We start from the raw sequence: 14,000 nt of genomic DNA on the forward strand, positions 1-14,000 counted from the left end.
CGGGAGCGCACGTGCCGCCGGTCCCGCCCGGGAACCGTCGCACCCGGCGCCGGCGTTCAACATGGTGCGCGACGACCTCGGAGAGGCTACGGCTATGGGACAGGTGCTGACGAAGGGCGGCAATGCGCCGCTGCCCACCACCGACGTCCGGGTTGAGATCGCCTCGTCGAGCTCGCTGGACATCGCCGCGATCCTGGTGACGGCCGCCGGCAAGGTGCGCACCGACGACGACTTCGTCTTCTTCAACCAGCCGACCGGCCCGGGGGTGCGGCTGGTGCCGCCGTCGGTGCTGGAGTTCACTCTCGGCGCCGTCCCGCCGGACATCGACAAGGTCGTCGTCACGGGCAGCCTGGACGGCACCGGCCCGGTGACGTTCGCGGGCGTGCGGGGGCTGGGGATCTCGGTGCGCGACACCCGCGGCGGCGCCGAGCTGGTCCGGTTCGACCCCGCCGGGCTCGGCGCCGAGACGGCGCTGATCCTCGTCGAGCTCTATCGCCGGGCCGGCGCGTGGAAGGCGCGTGCGGTCGGGCAGGGCTACGCCTCCGGGCTCGCCGGCATCGCCACCGACTTCGGCATCGCCGTCGACGATCCCGGCACCTCCGGCGGGCCGTCCGCCGCGTCGCAGGCCCCGGCCGGGTCGGCGCCGCCGGCCGCCCCACCCCACCCGCAGCCCGCCGTGCCCGCGGGTCAGCAGTGGGCGCCGCCCGCGGCGCCGCCGACGCCGGCGTCCGGGCCGCCCGGCGGTCACCAGTGGGGCCCGCCGCCCGTCCCGCCGGCTCCGGCCGGCGGGGCACCACAGTGGGGTGCCCCGCAGCCGCCGCCCGGCCAGCAGTGGGGCCCACCACCCGCCGCGCCGCAGTGGGGTGCGCCGCAGCCGCCCGGTCAGCAGTGGGGGCCGCCCGGCGTGCCGCCGCCCGCGCCCGCCGGCCAGCCCTGGGGGCCGCCGGCCGGCGGCCAGTGGGGGCCGCCGCCGCCCGCTCCCGGCCAGCCCGGCGGCCGGGTCAACCTGGACAAGGGCCGGGTCTCGCTGACCAAGGGCCAGAGCGTGTCGCTGGTGAAAACCGGCGCGCCGCCCCTCACCCGGGTGCGGATGGGCCTGGGCTGGGACCCGGCGCAGCGCGGCCGGACGATCGACCTCGACGCGTCCTGCATCCTGTTCGACGAGCGCGGCAAGGACGTGGACAAGGTCTGGTTCATGTCCAAGAAGGGCGCGCGCGGCGCGGTGCGCCACTCCGGTGACAACCTCACCGGCCGTGGCGACGGCGACGACGAGACGATCCTGGTGGATCTCGCCGCGTTGCCCCCGGGCGTCGTCACGCTGATCTTCACGGTGAACAGCTTCCAGGGGCAGCCCTTCACCGACGTGCGCAACGCCTACTGCCGGCTCTACGACGACGTCACCGGCCAGGAGCTCGTCCGCTTCGACCTGTCCGAGTCCAAGCCGGCCACCGGGCTGGTGCTGTGCCGGGTGCAGCGCGAGGGCGGCGGCCAGACCTGGGCGATGACCGCGATCGGCGAGTTCCACGACGGCAAGACCGTCCGCGCGATGGTCAACCCGTCGAAGCAGTACCTCTGACGTCCGCCGCCCGGTCAGCGCCGGCGGGCCGGGCGTCGTCCGCGTCGTCGGCTGCGGGCTGGGCGGTGGCGAGGCGGCGCAGGCGGATGACGGCGGTGGCGTCGAGCTGTCCGTCGCCGCGCGCCTGGGAGGCGGCGAGATCGCTCTCGGCGAGTTCGGTCAGCGGCACCGGGACGCCGCGGCGGGCCGCCTCCGCCAGGCAGATCCGCAGGTCCTTGCGCATCCAGTCGACGGCGAAGCCGAAGTCGAACTCGTCGCGGATCATGGTGGCGGCGCGGTTGGTCAGGTACCAGGAGCTCGCGGCGCCGCCCGACACGGCGGGCAGCACCCGGTCCAGGTCGAGGCCGGCGGCCATCGCGAAGTTCAGCGCCTCGGCCGCGCCCTCGACCGCCCCGGCGACGAGGATCTGGTTGACCATCTTCGTCAGCTGGCCGGTGCCGACCGGGCCGATCCGGGTGATCGTCGCCCCGTAGGCGGCCAGCACCGGCCGGACCCGCTCCACCGTGTCCGCCTCGCCGCCGCACATGACGCTGAGCCGGCCGGCCTCGGCGCCGGCCTGGCCGCCGGACACCGGGGCGTCGACGAAACCGACTCCCGCCGCCGCCGCCCGCTGCGCGATCTCCACGGCCAGTTCCGCCGACGTCGTCGTGTGGTCGACGATCGTCGCCCCGGGCACCAGCGCGCCGAGCGCGCCGTCCGGCCCGAGCAGCACCGCGCGGACGTCGTCGTCGGCCCCGACGCAGACACACACCACGTCGGCCCCGGCGGCGGCCTGCGCCGGCGTCGCCGCGACCCGGCCCGGGTACGCGGCCGACCAGCGCGCCGCGGTCGCCGCCGTGCGGTTGAACACGACCGTGTCGAATCCGGCGCGGGCGAGATGGCCGGCCATGGGAAAGCCCATGGTGCCGAGGCCGACGAAGGCAACCTGCATCAGCGTGCTCCTGTCCCGGATGGTCGGTCAGGAGCAGATTACGCAAGTCGGTCCGGGCGGCCGGTGCGATCGGCGCCCGCGGTCGCTCCCCGAGCGGGTCAGTGGGGCGCTTCGTACTCCCGCAGCAGGGCCCGGCTGATGATCCGCTTCTGGATCTCGGAGGTGCCCTCGCCGATGAGCATGAACGGCGCCTCCCGGTAGAGGCGTTCGATCTCGTACTCCTTCGAGTAGCCGTAGCCGCCGTGGATGCGGAACGCCTCCGTCGTCACCTCGTGGCAGTACTCGCTGGCCAGATACTTCGCCATCCCGGCGGAGACGTCGTTGCGCTGCCCGCTGTCCTTCTTGCGCGCGGCGCTGACCATCAGCAGGTGGCCGGCCTCGACCTTGGTCGCCATCTCCGCGAGCTTGAAGGCAATGGCCTGGTGTTCGGCGATCGGCCGGCCGAAGGTGCGCCGGCTCTGCGCGTAGGCGACGGCGAGCTCGAAGGCGCGGATCATGATGCCGCAGGCCCGCGCGGCGACGTTGACCCGGCCGACCTCGACGCCGTCCATCATCTGGTAGAAGCCCTGACCGCGGCCTTCCTCCCCGCCGAGGATCGCCGCGGCCGGTACCCGATGGTCGGCGAGGACCATCTCGGTCGTCTCGATGCCCTTGTAGCCGAGCTTGTCGATGCTGCCGGGGATGGTGATCCCGCCGTGGGTGCCGAAGCCCGGTTCCTTCTCCAGCAGGAAGGTGGTCATGTTCCGGTAGACCGACTCGGCGCCCTCGTCGGTCTTCACCAGGGTGGCGACGATCCCGGCCCGCGCGCCGTTGGTCAGCCACATCTTCTGCCCGTTGAGCACGTAGCCGTCGCCGTCGACTTCCCGGTCGGCCCGGCTGGTGATCGCCGCGACGTCCGAGCCGCACCCGGGCTCGCTCATCGAGAACGCGCCGCGCAGCTCGCCGGTCGCCATCGCCGGCAGCAGCCGGCGGCGCTGCTCCTCGGTACCGTGCCGGCCGATCAGGTAGGCGACGATGAAATGGGTGTTGACGACCCCGGCGACGCTCATCCAGCCCCGGGAGATCTCCTCCACGACCAGCGCGTAGGTGAGCAGCGACTCGCCCAGCCCGCCGTACTGCTCGGGAATGGTGATCCCGAACAGGCCCATCTCCTTCATCGACTCGACGATGGACTGCGGGTATTCGTCGGCGTGTTCGAGCTCGGTGGCGAACGGAAGGATCTCCTTGTCGACGAACGTGCGCACCGCCGCGAGGATGTCGCGCTGCACGTCGGTCAGGTCATCGGTCTGCGCGATCCTGCCCATCGGTCGTCCCCCTCCTGCGGCCGGCTAGCTCTCGACGCCGACCGGCGGCTCGAACTTCCGCGTGCGGGAGAGTCCCGCGGCGCGGCCCTTGCCCGCGACGACCTCGGCCATCTTGCGGCTGGCCTCGTCGATCATCTCGTCGCCGAGCATCACCGCGCCGGTCAGCCCGCCCTCGGCCGAGGTGTGCCAGGCGTAGGCGTCCAGGATCAGCTCGGCGTGGTCGTAGTCGGCCTGACGCGGTGCGTAGATCTCGTTGGCCGCCTCGATCTGGCCGGGATGCAGCACCCATTTCCCGTCGAAGCCCAGCGCGGCCGAACGGGCGGCGGTCGCTCGGAAACCCTCGAGGTCGCGGATCTGGAGGAAGGGGCCGTCGATCGCCTGCACCCCGCGGGCGCGGGCCGTCTCCAGGATCTTGAACAGCACGTAGTGGAAGGGGTCGCCCGGATAGTCCGGGCTGAGCGTGCCGACCGTGAGCGACGGCATGTTGATCGAGGCCATGAAGTCGGCCGGGCCGAAGATAATGGTCTCGATCCGGGGACTGGCGAAGGCGATCTCGCGCACGTTCGACAGGCCGAGCGCGGTCTCGATCTGCGCCTCGATCCCGAGCCGGCCGACCTCGAACCCCATCACCTTCTCGATCTGGGTGAGCAGCAGGTCCAGCCAGGCCACGTGGGCGGCGGACTGCACCTTCGGCAGCATCACGCAGTCCAGGTTCGCCCCGGCGCCCTCGACGACCTCGACGACGTCGCGGTAGGTCCACCGGGTCGTCAGGTCGTTGACCCGGACGACCCGGGTCCGGCCCGCCCAGTCGCCCTCGTTGAGCGCCGCGACCACGTTCGCCCGGGCGGCCTCCTTCGCGTCGGGCGCGACCGAGTCCTCCAGGTCGCAGAACACCTGGTCGGCGGGCAGGGCCTGGGCCTTGCCGAGCATCTTCGTCGAGGATCCGGGGACGGCCAGGCACGAGCGGCGGGAACGCTGCGGCATGAACTTTATGCTATCGACTAGTCACTCCTCGTGCTCGATGGCGGCCCGGGATCCCCGGATGGATCCGGTCGGTGAGCATCTCCGGCTCCGCTCATGCCCGCCGCGGCCAACCCGGGCCCGCCGGTGACCCGGCGCCCGAACGGAGCCCAGCCGGCCGGTGACTGCCCAGGCGGGCGGGTATGTCGGGGTCGGGGTTGCGGGATGCGCCCGCGCGGGTAGCCTCCGGCCGTGAACAGGTCTGCGGCGCCGGCCCGGGGCGGTATGTCCGCCCATGCCGAGAACGGTCAGTGACCGCAATGCCCACGCGTCCGATCCAGTCCAGGGTGTACTGCCGCCGCCTGGCCGGCCTGCTGGTCCTCGACCCGAACGGCGACCAGGTCGGCCGCGTCCACGACGTCATCGTCACCCTGCGCCTCGGCCACGAGCCGCCGCGCGTGCTGGGCCTGGCGGTCGAGGTGCAGCGCCGGGCGATCTTCGTGCCGATCGGGCGGGTCACCGGCGTGGAGTCCGGCGCGGTCGTGCTTTCCTCGGCCCGGCTGAGCTGGCGGCGCTTCCAGCAGCGGCCGAACGAGACCCGGGTCCTCGGCGAGCTGCTCGACCGTCGGGCGACGCTGCTGTCGTCGGGCACCGAGGTCACCGTCGTCGACGCCGCCATCGAGCCGATCCGCGGCGGGGACTGGGTGCTCGACCAGGTGGCGGTGCGGACCGGGCGGGGCCGGCGCGGTGAGGTCCGCACCGTCGCCTGGGACGAGGTCACCGGCCTGTCGCTGGCAGAGGAGGGCCAGGGCGCGGCGAACCTGCTGGCCGCGTTCGAGAAGCTGCGCCCCGCGGACCTCGCGACCCTGCTGCACGACCTGTCCGAGAAGCGGCGCGCCGAGGTCGCCGCGGCCCTCGACGACGAACGGCTCGCCGACGTCCTGGAGGAGCTGCCCGAGGACGAGCAGGTGGAGCTGCTCGGCGGGCTCGCCGAGGAGCGCGCCGCCGACGTGCTGGAGGCGATGGGCCCCGACGACGCGGCGGACCTGCTCGGCGAGCTGCCCGCCGAGGACGCCGAGCGGCTGCTGCGGCTGATGGAGCCGGACGAGGCCGCCGACGTGCGTCGCCTGCTGCGCTACGCCGACGACACCGCCGGCGGGATCATGACCAGCGAGCCGGTCGTGCTCGCCCCGAACGCGACGGTGGCCGAGGCGCTCGCGCGCATCCGCGAGCCGGAGCTGTCCCCGGCGCTGGCCGCACAGGTCTACGTGGTCCGCCCGCCCTACGAGACGCCCACCGGGCGCTACCTCGGCCTCGCGCACTTCCAACGGCTGCTGCGGGAGCCGCCGTCCACCCTGGTCGGTGGGGTGATCGACGTGGATATCGCGTCGCTGCGGCCGGAGACCCCCCTCGCCGAGGTCACCCGGCTGCTGGCGTCGTACAACCTGGTCGCGGCGCCCGTGCTCGACCGCGGCGGGCGGCTCGTCGGCGTGGTCACCGTCGACGACGTCCTCGACCACCTGCTGCCGGCCGACTGGCGCGAGCGCCAGCTCGAATCCGACGTCGACGTCCGCACGACGCCAGGCGCGCCCGCCCCGCCCCCGGGCGGTGGGGAACCCGCCGCCAGGGGCGAGGTGGGCAGCAGCCCGCCGGCGGCTCCGTGAGGGGGCACCGGCGCGGCTCGCGTCTGGACCAGCCGCGGCTGTCGCGGCGCGCGTCGCTACGGCCCGCCTACGAGCCGGACGCGTTCGGCCGGATCGCCGAGCGGGTGGCCCGGTTCATCGGGACGGCCCGCTACCTCGTCGCCCAGAGCATCGTCATCGTGTTGTGGGTCGCCTACAACGTCTTCGTCCCCGGCTCCGCGCGGTTCGACGGGTTCCCGTTCATCTTCCTGACGCTGGTGCTGTCGTTGCAGGCGGCGTACGCGGCGCCGCTCATCCTGCTGGCGCAGAACCGGCAGGACGACCGGGACCGGGCGAACCTCGCCCAGGACCGGGAGCAGTCGGTGCGCGCCCGCGACGACACCGAGTACCTCGCCCGCGAACTGGCCGCCGTGCGCATCACCATCGGCGAGCTGGCCACCCGCGACTTCCTGCGCTCCGAGCTGCGCGCCCTGCTCGCCGAGCTGGACGCGACGGACCGCGACCGCGATCGGGAACGGCGCGACCGGCGCCGGCGTCGGGACGGCGAGCGCTCGTCACGCCGCGACCAGGCCCCCGCCGGAGACCAGGCCCCCGCCGGGGACCAGGCCCCCGCCGGGGAACGGGCCCCCGCCGGGGAACGGGGCGCGACCCCGACCGGACAGGGCCCGGCCCGCCGGAGGGTCACTAGGCGGGCGGCGGGAGCGCTGACCGCGGGAGTGCCTGGGGCCGTCCTAGGGCTGGCCCGCCGCGCCGCGGCAGAGCGTCAGCACCGCCATCGCGATCTCGACGCCACGGGGACCCAGCTCGTCCGCCCAGATGGCGATGATCTCGTTTTCCCGGGCGTGCTCGATGCGGGGGCCGCCCTCGGCCGAGCGCAGGCCCTGGATCTGCCGGGACAGGTCGCGGCGGGTGGCGAGCAGCTCACGCAGCTGGGCGTCGATGTCGTCGATGTACTGGCGTCCCTCAGCGATATTGTTGATCGTCAGTGCCTCGCCCGCGATCGGCGCGCGCGCCGCGCCGGTGAAGGCGGCGCCCGGCGCCGTGGGCGCGGGAATCGCGGCGTCGGGACGGTCGACGAGGTTGTCCACGAATGGGCCTTTCGATCGGAGGCCCGGCGCAGCCCAGGCCAAGAGGACCCGGGGCGGACCGGGCCTGGGTCTGACGCTCGTACCGCGTGAGGTCAGCGGTGGAGCGGGGACCGTGCCCGGTCCCCATAAAACGGAGGCAGCAGCGCGCCGTGGCGCGAGGTTCGGCTGCACTCCATGCAGCAAGCATGCCAGTCCGGCGCGGATCCGTCCAGGAACCGGCCTGGCGCCGCAACCACCCCCCTCGCCCCGGATGATCCCGCGTCGCCCCGGCCGGCGTGGCCGCTTCGAGGGCCGTCGGCCGCAGCGGTCGACGACCGGCCGGCCGCGGTGACCGAGGCCACGGATGCGGCGCGGCCGGTGGGATGATCAGGCGATGGCACAGATGGAGCTCGCCGGCATGCCCCGTAGGCTGTTCGCCTGTACGCCGTCGCGGCTGGCCGCGTTCGAGGACTGCCCGCGCCGCTACCGGATGATCTATCTGGACCGGCCGCGCCCGCCGAAGGGCCCGCCGTGGGCGCATACCTCGTTCGGCGTGAGCGTGCACAACGCGCTGCGCCGGTGGTGGGAGGAGCCGTTCGAGCGGCGCACCCCGCTGCGCGCCGCCGAGCTGCTGCGACTGGTCTGGGTCGACGAGGGTTTTCGCGACCCCGAGCAGTCGCAGCGCTGGCGGGAGCGGGCCGCGCAGATGGTCCGCGGGTACGTCGCGGACCTGGACCCGGCGGCCGAGCCTCGCGGGGTCGAGCGGTCGGTCGCCACCCGCACCGAGGCGCTGGCCTTCTCCGGCCGGGTGGACCGCCTCGACGACCGGGACGGCGAGCTCGTCGTCGTCGACTACAAGACCGGCCGGCGGCCCGTGACCGACGACGACGCCCGCACCTCGCCGGCGCTTGCCCTGTACGCACTGGCCGCGGGCCGGATGCTGCGCCAGCCCTGCCGGCGGGTCGAGCTGCACCACGTGCCCACCGGCCGGGTCGCCGTCGCCGAGCACACCGAGGACAGCATCGCCCGGCACGTCCGCCGCGCCGAGTCCGTCGCGGCCGACGCCGTCGCCGCGACCGAGGCCCTGCGCGCCGGCGGCGACCCCGAGCGCGCCTTTCCGCCGCGCCCCGGCTCGCTGTGCTCGTGGTGCGACTTCCGCCGGCTGTGTCCGCAGGGCCAGGCCGCCGGCCCCGAGCGCCAGCCCTGGGACGCCCTCGGTGAAGACCCCGGGCCCGCCGCCTGAGTGCCCCGCGGCCCGGCGCCCGCCCGGCCGGCCTGCGCGACACCGCCCATCCGGCGACCCGGTCGCCCGCCGGATGTCAACATGGGGCGGTGTCCGAGCAGACCACCGCACCCGCCCAGCCGCGGGTCTCCGCGAAGGCGATGACCTTCACCGAGTCCGTCATCCGGGACATGACCCGGCTCGCCCTCGTGCATGACGCGGTGAACCTGGCCCAGGGGTTCCCCGACTTCGCCTGCCCGCCCGAGCTCAAGGAGGCGGCCAAGGCCGCCATCGACGCGGACGTGAACCAGTACGCGATCACCTGGGGGGCGGCGGAGTTCCGCGCCGCGGTCGCCGCGAAGGTGGGGCGGATCTACCCGGGCTGGTCGGTCGATCCGGACACCGAGATCTGCGTGACGTGCGGTTCGACCGAGGCGATGATCGCCACCATGCTGGCGCTGGTCGACCCCGGCGACGAAGTGATCATGTTCGAGCCGTTCTACGAGAACTACGGCCCCGACACGATCCTGTCCGGCGCCCGCCCGCGGCTGGTCCGCCTGCATGCTCCCGACTGGTCGATCGATCCGGCGGAGCTGCGCGCGGCCTTCAGCGACCGCACCCGCGCCATCGTCCTGAACACCCCCCACAACCCGACCGGCAAGGTGCTGCGCCGCGACGAGCTGGAGCTGGTCGCCGAGCTCTGCCAGCGCCACGACGCCCTGGTGTTCACCGACGAGATCTACGAGCACATCCACTACCTCGGACCCGGCGGCCACATCCCGCCGGCGACGATCCCCGGCCTCGAGGATCGGACCGTCACCATCAACGCCCTGTCGAAGACCTACGCGGTCACGGGCTGGCGGGTCGGCTGGACGATCGCGCCGCCCGCCTACACCTCGGCGATCCGCAAGGTCCACGACTTCCTGACCGTCGGTGCGGCGGCGCCGTTGCAGGCCGGCGGCGTGGCGGCGATGGGCCTGCCGCCCGCCTACTACGACGGGCTCGCCGAGCAGTACCGAACCCGCCGCGACCTGCTGTGCGCCGCGCTGGCCGACACCGGGTTCACGTTCCGGCAGCCGGACGGCGCCTACTACGTGATGTGCGACACCCGCGCGGTCGACCCGGCCGGGGACGACGTGGCCCTGGCCCGGCGGCTGGTCACCGAGATCGGGGTGGCGACCGTGCCCGGCTCGTCGTTCTTCGCCGATCCCGCCGACGGACGCCACATCATCCGGTTCGGCTTCCCCAAGAAGCTCTCCACCCTGCAGGCCGCCGCGGACCGCCTGGCCCGGCTGGGCCGCCCGGCCGCCGGCGGCTGATCCGGCGCTCGGGCGGGGGCGTCACGGCGCCGGGGTGAGCCGGGCCGGCGGGGTCGGCAGGCGGTAGCCGATTCCGGCGGCGCGGGCGTGCCCGGCGCGCAGCTCACGGTCCAGCTCGGCGAGCTCGGCGCGCACCCCGCCGCGTGTCGACCGGCCGAGCAGCGCCGGGCGGGCGCTCATCGCCGCGGGTTCGGGCGGGGCGTACCGGCCACGCAGATACTCCCCGATCCACCGGCCCTGCGCACCGGCCAGCTCCGGGGAGTCGCTGACGTGGAAGACCCAGGCGGCCGCCAGGTCGAACACGCCGCCGAAGCGGGGCGAGTCCGGCCCGCCCGGCCCCAGCCGGGCCGTGGCATCGCCCAGCACGACCGCGTCGAAGACGCCGAGCAGGTCACCCCCCGCCCCGGCTCCCTCGGCGGCTCCCGCGGCGGCCGGGGACGCGGACGTCGCCGAGGTCCGGGGATCGGCCCGCACGCCGTGGACCTCGAAGGGCGCCGCCGGGCCGGCCGCCGCGAGGCGCAGGGTGTCGGGCGACACCGCGACGACCTGGTCGGCGCAGCCGTACGCGGCGAGGCGTGCATGGGCGGCGGGCGGCACGGGGCCGGGGGAGAAGGCGGCGACCGCGAGCCCCCCGTCGACGAGGGAGATCGTCGCGGCGGCGGTGGCCGCGTCCACGCCGAGAACGGCGACCCGGGGAAGACCTGTCACGCTGGGGCACTCTAGTGGCGCCGCGCGGGGGCCTTCGCACTACGGTGAAGACATGAGCGTCGTCAAGATCAATGCGCTGACCGTGCCCGCCGAGATGCGGGCCGCCCTGGAACAGCGGTTCGCCGGCCGGGCCGGGATGGTCGAGCAGGCCGACGGGTTCGAGTGGTTCGAGCTGCTGCGCCCGATCGAGGGAACGGACACGTACCTCGTCTACACCCGCTGGCGTAGCGAGGAGGACTTCCAGAAGTGGCAGTCCTCGCAGGCGTTCGAGGAGGGCCACCGCCGGGCGGCCGCCGAGGCCGCGGCTGGCGCGAACGCGCCGGCCGGGCAGGGCGCGCCGGCCGGTCACGGCGGCGGCGCTGGTCACGGCGGTCACGGCGGTCATGGCGGTCATGGCGGTGCGAGCGGTCACGGTGGGACCGGTGCTCCCGCGGCGACCGGGGCCACGCTGTGGTCGTTCGAGGTGGTGCAGTCGGCGGCGCCCGGCTCCGACTGAGGCCCGGCGGCGGGGGTTGCCGCGCCGGGGGTGGCCGGCCCGTGCTCAGTCGTGGTGGCTGGCGTCGGTGACCTCGCCGACGAACTGCTCGACCACGTCCTCCATCGCGATGACGCCGACGGTCGTCCCCGCGGCGTCGACGACCCGGCCCAGGTGGCTGCCGGCGCGCTGCATGCGGCGCAGCACCTGGTCCAGGGGCGTGTCCGTGCCGAGCTCCACCATCTGGCGCAGCCGCGGTGGGGCCAGCGGGGTGTCGAGGTCCTCGGGCGCGATCCCCAGGATGTCCTTGGCGTGCAGGAAGCCCGCGATCTCGAGGCCGTCGGCGGCACCCCGGCCGGAGCCGGACCCGGCGTCGGGCACCCGCACCGGGAACCGGGAGTAGCCGGTGCGGGCGACGGCGTCCTCCAGCTCGCGGGCGGTGGTCGTCCAGGCGATCGTCACGGCCTGCGACAGCGGGATCATCACCGCGCCCGCGTCGCGGTCGGACAGCTCCAGGGCGCTGGTGAGCCGCTCGTGCTCGGCCTGTTCGAGCAGCCCCTCCTGCTTCGACTCGGCGATGATGGCGGCCAGCTCCTGCGGGCTGTAGGCGGAGGCGAGCTCGTCGCGGGGCTCGACCCCCAGCAGCCGCAGCACTCGGTTGGCGAAGGAGTTCAGCAGGAGCACGAACGGCGCGGTGGCCCGGGCGAAGGCGATCAGCGGCGGCCCGAGCCAGACCAGGGCCCGTTCGGGGCCGGCGATCGACAGGTTCTTCGGCACGATCTCGCCGAGCACCATGTGCAGCGCGGACACGATGGTCAGCGCGACCGCGAAGGCGATCGCGTGCTGCGCCGCCTCGGGCACGGCGAGCGCGTGGAGCAGGTCCGTCAGCAGATGCGCGACCGTCGGCTCGGCGACGGCGCCGAGCGCCAGCGAGCACAGGGTGATGCCGAGCTGGGTCGCGGCGAGCAGTGGTGAGAGGTGCTCCAGGGCGCCGATGACCGAGCGAGCCCGCTTGTCGCCGGCCTCGACCATGGGTTCCAGCCGGTCGCGGCGCGCGGAGACGAAGGCGAACTCGGCGCCGACGAAGAACGCGTTGCCGGCGATCAGTGCGAGTCCTGCGAGCAGTGCTAGCAGGGTCATGACCCGCTCTCCGCCCGTGTCTGGGGCGTCTGCCGTGTCTGGGGCGTCTGCAGGGGCGGGGCGGTCAGCCGCACCCGGTCGATGCGGTGCCGATCGACGGCCACGACCGTCAGAGTGACGCCGTCGACCTCCACCTGCTCCCCGACCGCGCCGAGATGGCCCAGTCGGGCGAGCACCAGCCCGGCGACCGTCTCGTACGGCCCGTCGGGCAGCCGGACGCCGGTGGCGTCGGCCGCCTCGTCGGGTCGCAGCAGCCCGGACAGCAGCCAGGAGCGCGGCCCGTCGGGCACCACCCCGGGGGTGCTCGGCAGGTCGTGCTCGTCCGACACCTCGCCGACCAGCTCCTCGACGAGGTCCTCCAGGGTGACGATGCCGGCGGTCCCGCCGTACTCGTCGATGACGGCGGCCAGCTGCAGCCCGTGTCGGCGCAGCCGGGAGAGCAGGGCATCGCAGCCCAGCGAGGCGGGCACGAGCAGTGGCGGGACCATGATCTCGCGCACGCTCACCGCCGCGCGGCGCTCGGCCGGGATTCGGAAGACGTCCTTGACGTGCACGACCCCGACCACGCCGTCGACGTCCCCGGCCCGGTCCCCGTCAGCACGATCTCCCTCGGCGCGATCTCCTTCGGCGTGAGCTCCTTCGGTGGGTTCGCCGTCGACGCGATCTCCCTCGACCCTTCCCCGCACCGGGAACCGGGAATGCCCCGACTGCTGCGCCACCTGGAGCAGATCGGCGACGTGCATGTCGGCGTCGGCCCAGACGGTCTGTACCCGCGGGGTCATCACGTCGGCGGCGTGGCGGTCACCGAAGCGCAGCGACCGCCGCAGCAGTGCGGCCGTCGAGGTCGGCAGGGTGCCCTGGCGGGCGGAGGCGCGCACGATCGAGCCGAGCTCGGCGGGGGACCGGCCGGCGTGCATCTCGTCCTGGGGCTCCACCCCCAGCGCGCGCAGGATCGCGTTGGCGCCCCCGTTCAGCAGCCTGATGAGCGGACCGCACACCCGGGAGAACCACACCTGCGGCCAGGAGACGGCCCGGCCCACCCGCAGCGGCTCGCTGATCGCCCAGTTCTTCGGCACCAGCTCGCCGAAGACCATCTGGCTCACGGTCGCGACGAACAGGGCGAGGACGAGCGCGAGCACCGAGCTCGGGGCGTCCGGCAGGCCGACGGCGTGCAACGCCGGGTGGACGAGGGTGGCCAGCGCCGGTTCGGCGAGGTAGCCGACGGCCAGCGAGGTCACCGTGATGCCGAGCTGCGCGCCGGAGAGCTGGAACGACAGTGAGCGCACGGCCCGCAGTACCGCCTGGGATCGTCGGTCACCGGTGCGGGCGGCCTGCTCCGCCTGGTGCGGCTCGATCGCGACCAGGGCGAACTCCGCCGCCACGAACAGCGCGTTGGCGGCGATCAGCACCACGACGACCGCGAGATAGACGATCGCCTGGATCACCCGGCGCCGCCGATGCCGGCGGGCATGGTCATCGTCGCATCACCATGGTCTCGGAAGGGGGCCGCGGGCAGGGGCCTACGGTGCTGCGCTACCCGGCGACGCCGGCCCGCACACCATGGCAGGGCCACGGTACGTCCGCGTTTCGCGTGGGCGACGCTCGGCGGGCGGCCGTCCGGTCTGTGGCGGTTGGCGCTCGGGCGGCGGGGCGCG

Annotated in this window: 12 protein-coding genes and 1 pseudogene; 6 read left to right on the forward strand and 7 right to left on the reverse strand. The window is 74.3% G+C overall.

Translation table 11 applies throughout. From position 1 onward, the window contains the following. Positions 1-94 precede the first annotated feature (94 nt). A complete protein-coding gene (locus FRAQA3DRAFT_RS26315) occupies positions 95-1,576 on the forward strand; it encodes a TerD family protein (protein WP_009742096.1) in 1,482 nt (493 codons plus the stop codon). Here the strand turns inward: FRAQA3DRAFT_RS26315 and FRAQA3DRAFT_RS26320 are convergent. The 3 genes from FRAQA3DRAFT_RS26320 to FRAQA3DRAFT_RS26330 all read right to left on the reverse strand — a co-directional run bounded on the left by FRAQA3DRAFT_RS26320 (position 1,551) and on the right by FRAQA3DRAFT_RS26330 (position 4,795). Further along, the gene (locus FRAQA3DRAFT_RS26320) at positions 1,551-2,507 is read right to left on the reverse strand and encodes an NAD(P)-dependent oxidoreductase (RefSeq protein WP_009742097.1); all 957 of its coding nucleotides are present in this window, start codon (positions 2,505-2,507) and stop codon (positions 1,551-1,553) included. The genes FRAQA3DRAFT_RS26315 and FRAQA3DRAFT_RS26320 overlap by 26 nt on opposite strands. 98 nt (positions 2,508-2,605) lie before the next feature. Then, on the reverse strand, positions 2,606-3,811 hold the full coding sequence (locus FRAQA3DRAFT_RS26325) for an acyl-CoA dehydrogenase family protein (protein WP_009742098.1): 1,206 nt from the start codon (positions 3,809-3,811) through the stop codon (positions 2,606-2,608). A gap of 24 nt (positions 3,812-3,835) precedes the next feature. After that, positions 3,836-4,795: a CoA ester lyase gene (locus tag FRAQA3DRAFT_RS26330; protein ID WP_009742099.1), complete on the reverse strand. Its 960-nt coding sequence runs from the start codon at positions 4,793-4,795 to the stop codon at positions 3,836-3,838. A 296-nt stretch (positions 4,796-5,091) separates the two neighbouring features. Here FRAQA3DRAFT_RS26330 and FRAQA3DRAFT_RS26335 point away from each other — a divergent pair, with 296 nt between their 5' ends. Further along, positions 5,092-6,435 carry a magnesium transporter MgtE N-terminal domain-containing protein gene (locus FRAQA3DRAFT_RS26335; protein WP_035921548.1) on the forward strand — a complete coding sequence of 448 codons (1,344 nt, stop codon included), beginning with the start codon at positions 5,092-5,094 and terminating at the stop codon, positions 6,433-6,435. 158 nt (positions 6,436-6,593) lie between these two features. Beyond that, positions 6,594-6,797: pseudogene (locus tag FRAQA3DRAFT_RS37725) on the forward strand (DUF1003 domain-containing protein); the annotation flags it as partial. Positions 6,798-7,145: 348 nt separating this feature from the next. Here the strand turns inward: FRAQA3DRAFT_RS37725 and FRAQA3DRAFT_RS33710 are convergent. After that, the gene (locus FRAQA3DRAFT_RS33710) at positions 7,146-7,502 is read right to left on the reverse strand and encodes a chorismate mutase (protein ID WP_083873783.1); all 357 of its coding nucleotides are present in this window, start codon (positions 7,500-7,502) and stop codon (positions 7,146-7,148) included. Between the two features lie 373 nt (positions 7,503-7,875). Here FRAQA3DRAFT_RS33710 and FRAQA3DRAFT_RS26345 point away from each other — a divergent pair, with 373 nt between their 5' ends. Both FRAQA3DRAFT_RS26345 and FRAQA3DRAFT_RS26350 read left to right on the forward strand, forming a co-directional pair. Further along, positions 7,876-8,724, forward strand: a complete 849-nt coding sequence (locus FRAQA3DRAFT_RS26345) for a PD-(D/E)XK nuclease family protein (RefSeq protein ID WP_035921550.1) — start codon at positions 7,876-7,878, stop codon at positions 8,722-8,724. 89 nt (positions 8,725-8,813) lie between these two features. Further along, positions 8,814-10,022, forward strand: a complete 1,209-nt coding sequence (locus tag FRAQA3DRAFT_RS26350; protein ID WP_009742103.1) for a pyridoxal phosphate-dependent aminotransferase — start codon at positions 8,814-8,816, stop codon at positions 10,020-10,022. A gap of 21 nt (positions 10,023-10,043) precedes the next feature. Here FRAQA3DRAFT_RS26350 and FRAQA3DRAFT_RS26355 read toward each other — a convergent pair whose 3' ends face one another. Further along, positions 10,044-10,730 carry a hypothetical protein gene (locus FRAQA3DRAFT_RS26355; RefSeq protein ID WP_009742104.1) on the reverse strand — a complete coding sequence of 229 codons (687 nt, stop codon included), beginning with the start codon at positions 10,728-10,730 and terminating at the stop codon, positions 10,044-10,046. Between the two features lie 52 nt (positions 10,731-10,782). On the opposite strand from FRAQA3DRAFT_RS26355, the gene FRAQA3DRAFT_RS26360 reads away from it, so the two are divergent. Beyond that, positions 10,783-11,226, forward strand: a complete 444-nt coding sequence (locus FRAQA3DRAFT_RS26360; protein WP_009742105.1) for an antibiotic biosynthesis monooxygenase — start codon at positions 10,783-10,785, stop codon at positions 11,224-11,226. 45 nt (positions 11,227-11,271) lie between these two features. Here the strand turns inward: FRAQA3DRAFT_RS26360 and FRAQA3DRAFT_RS26365 are convergent, their stop codons facing one another. Both FRAQA3DRAFT_RS26365 and FRAQA3DRAFT_RS26370 read right to left on the reverse strand, forming a co-directional pair. Continuing rightward, the gene (locus tag FRAQA3DRAFT_RS26365) at positions 11,272-12,345 is read right to left on the reverse strand and encodes a hemolysin family protein (RefSeq protein ID WP_009742106.1); all 1,074 of its coding nucleotides are present in this window, start codon (positions 12,343-12,345) and stop codon (positions 11,272-11,274) included. Next, positions 12,342-13,790: a hemolysin family protein gene (locus tag FRAQA3DRAFT_RS26370; protein WP_009742107.1), complete on the reverse strand. Its 1,449-nt coding sequence runs from the start codon at positions 13,788-13,790 to the stop codon at positions 12,342-12,344. Before FRAQA3DRAFT_RS26370 ends, FRAQA3DRAFT_RS26365 begins: the two co-directional genes overlap by 4 nt. Between the last annotated feature and the right edge of the window lie 210 nt (positions 13,791-14,000).

It is taken from the genome of Frankia sp. QA3 (assembly GCF_000262465.1).
Lineage (GTDB): Bacteria > Actinomycetota > Actinomycetes > Frankiales > Frankiaceae > Frankia.

Coding starts and splice junctions, on each gene's coding strand:
- FRAQA3DRAFT_RS26315 (WP_009742096.1), top strand. CDS start 95: ATGGGACAGGTGCTGACGAAGGGCGGCAATGCGCCGCTGCCCACCACC.
- FRAQA3DRAFT_RS26330 (WP_009742099.1), bottom strand. CDS start 4,795: ATGCCGCAGCGTTCCCGCCGCTCGTGCCTGGCCGTCCCCGGATCCTCG.
- FRAQA3DRAFT_RS26320 (WP_009742097.1), bottom strand. CDS start 2,507: ATGCAGGTTGCCTTCGTCGGCCTCGGCACCATGGGCTTTCCCATGGCC.
- FRAQA3DRAFT_RS26360 (WP_009742105.1), top strand. CDS start 10,783: ATGAGCGTCGTCAAGATCAATGCGCTGACCGTGCCCGCCGAGATGCGG.
- FRAQA3DRAFT_RS26325 (WP_009742098.1), bottom strand. CDS start 3,811: ATGGGCAGGATCGCGCAGACCGATGACCTGACCGACGTGCAGCGCGAC.
- FRAQA3DRAFT_RS26335 (WP_035921548.1), top strand. CDS start 5,092: ATGCCCACGCGTCCGATCCAGTCCAGGGTGTACTGCCGCCGCCTGGCC.
- FRAQA3DRAFT_RS26365 (WP_009742106.1), bottom strand. CDS start 12,345: ATGACCCTGCTAGCACTGCTCGCAGGACTCGCACTGATCGCCGGCAAC.
- FRAQA3DRAFT_RS26345 (WP_035921550.1), top strand. CDS start 7,876: ATGGCACAGATGGAGCTCGCCGGCATGCCCCGTAGGCTGTTCGCCTGT.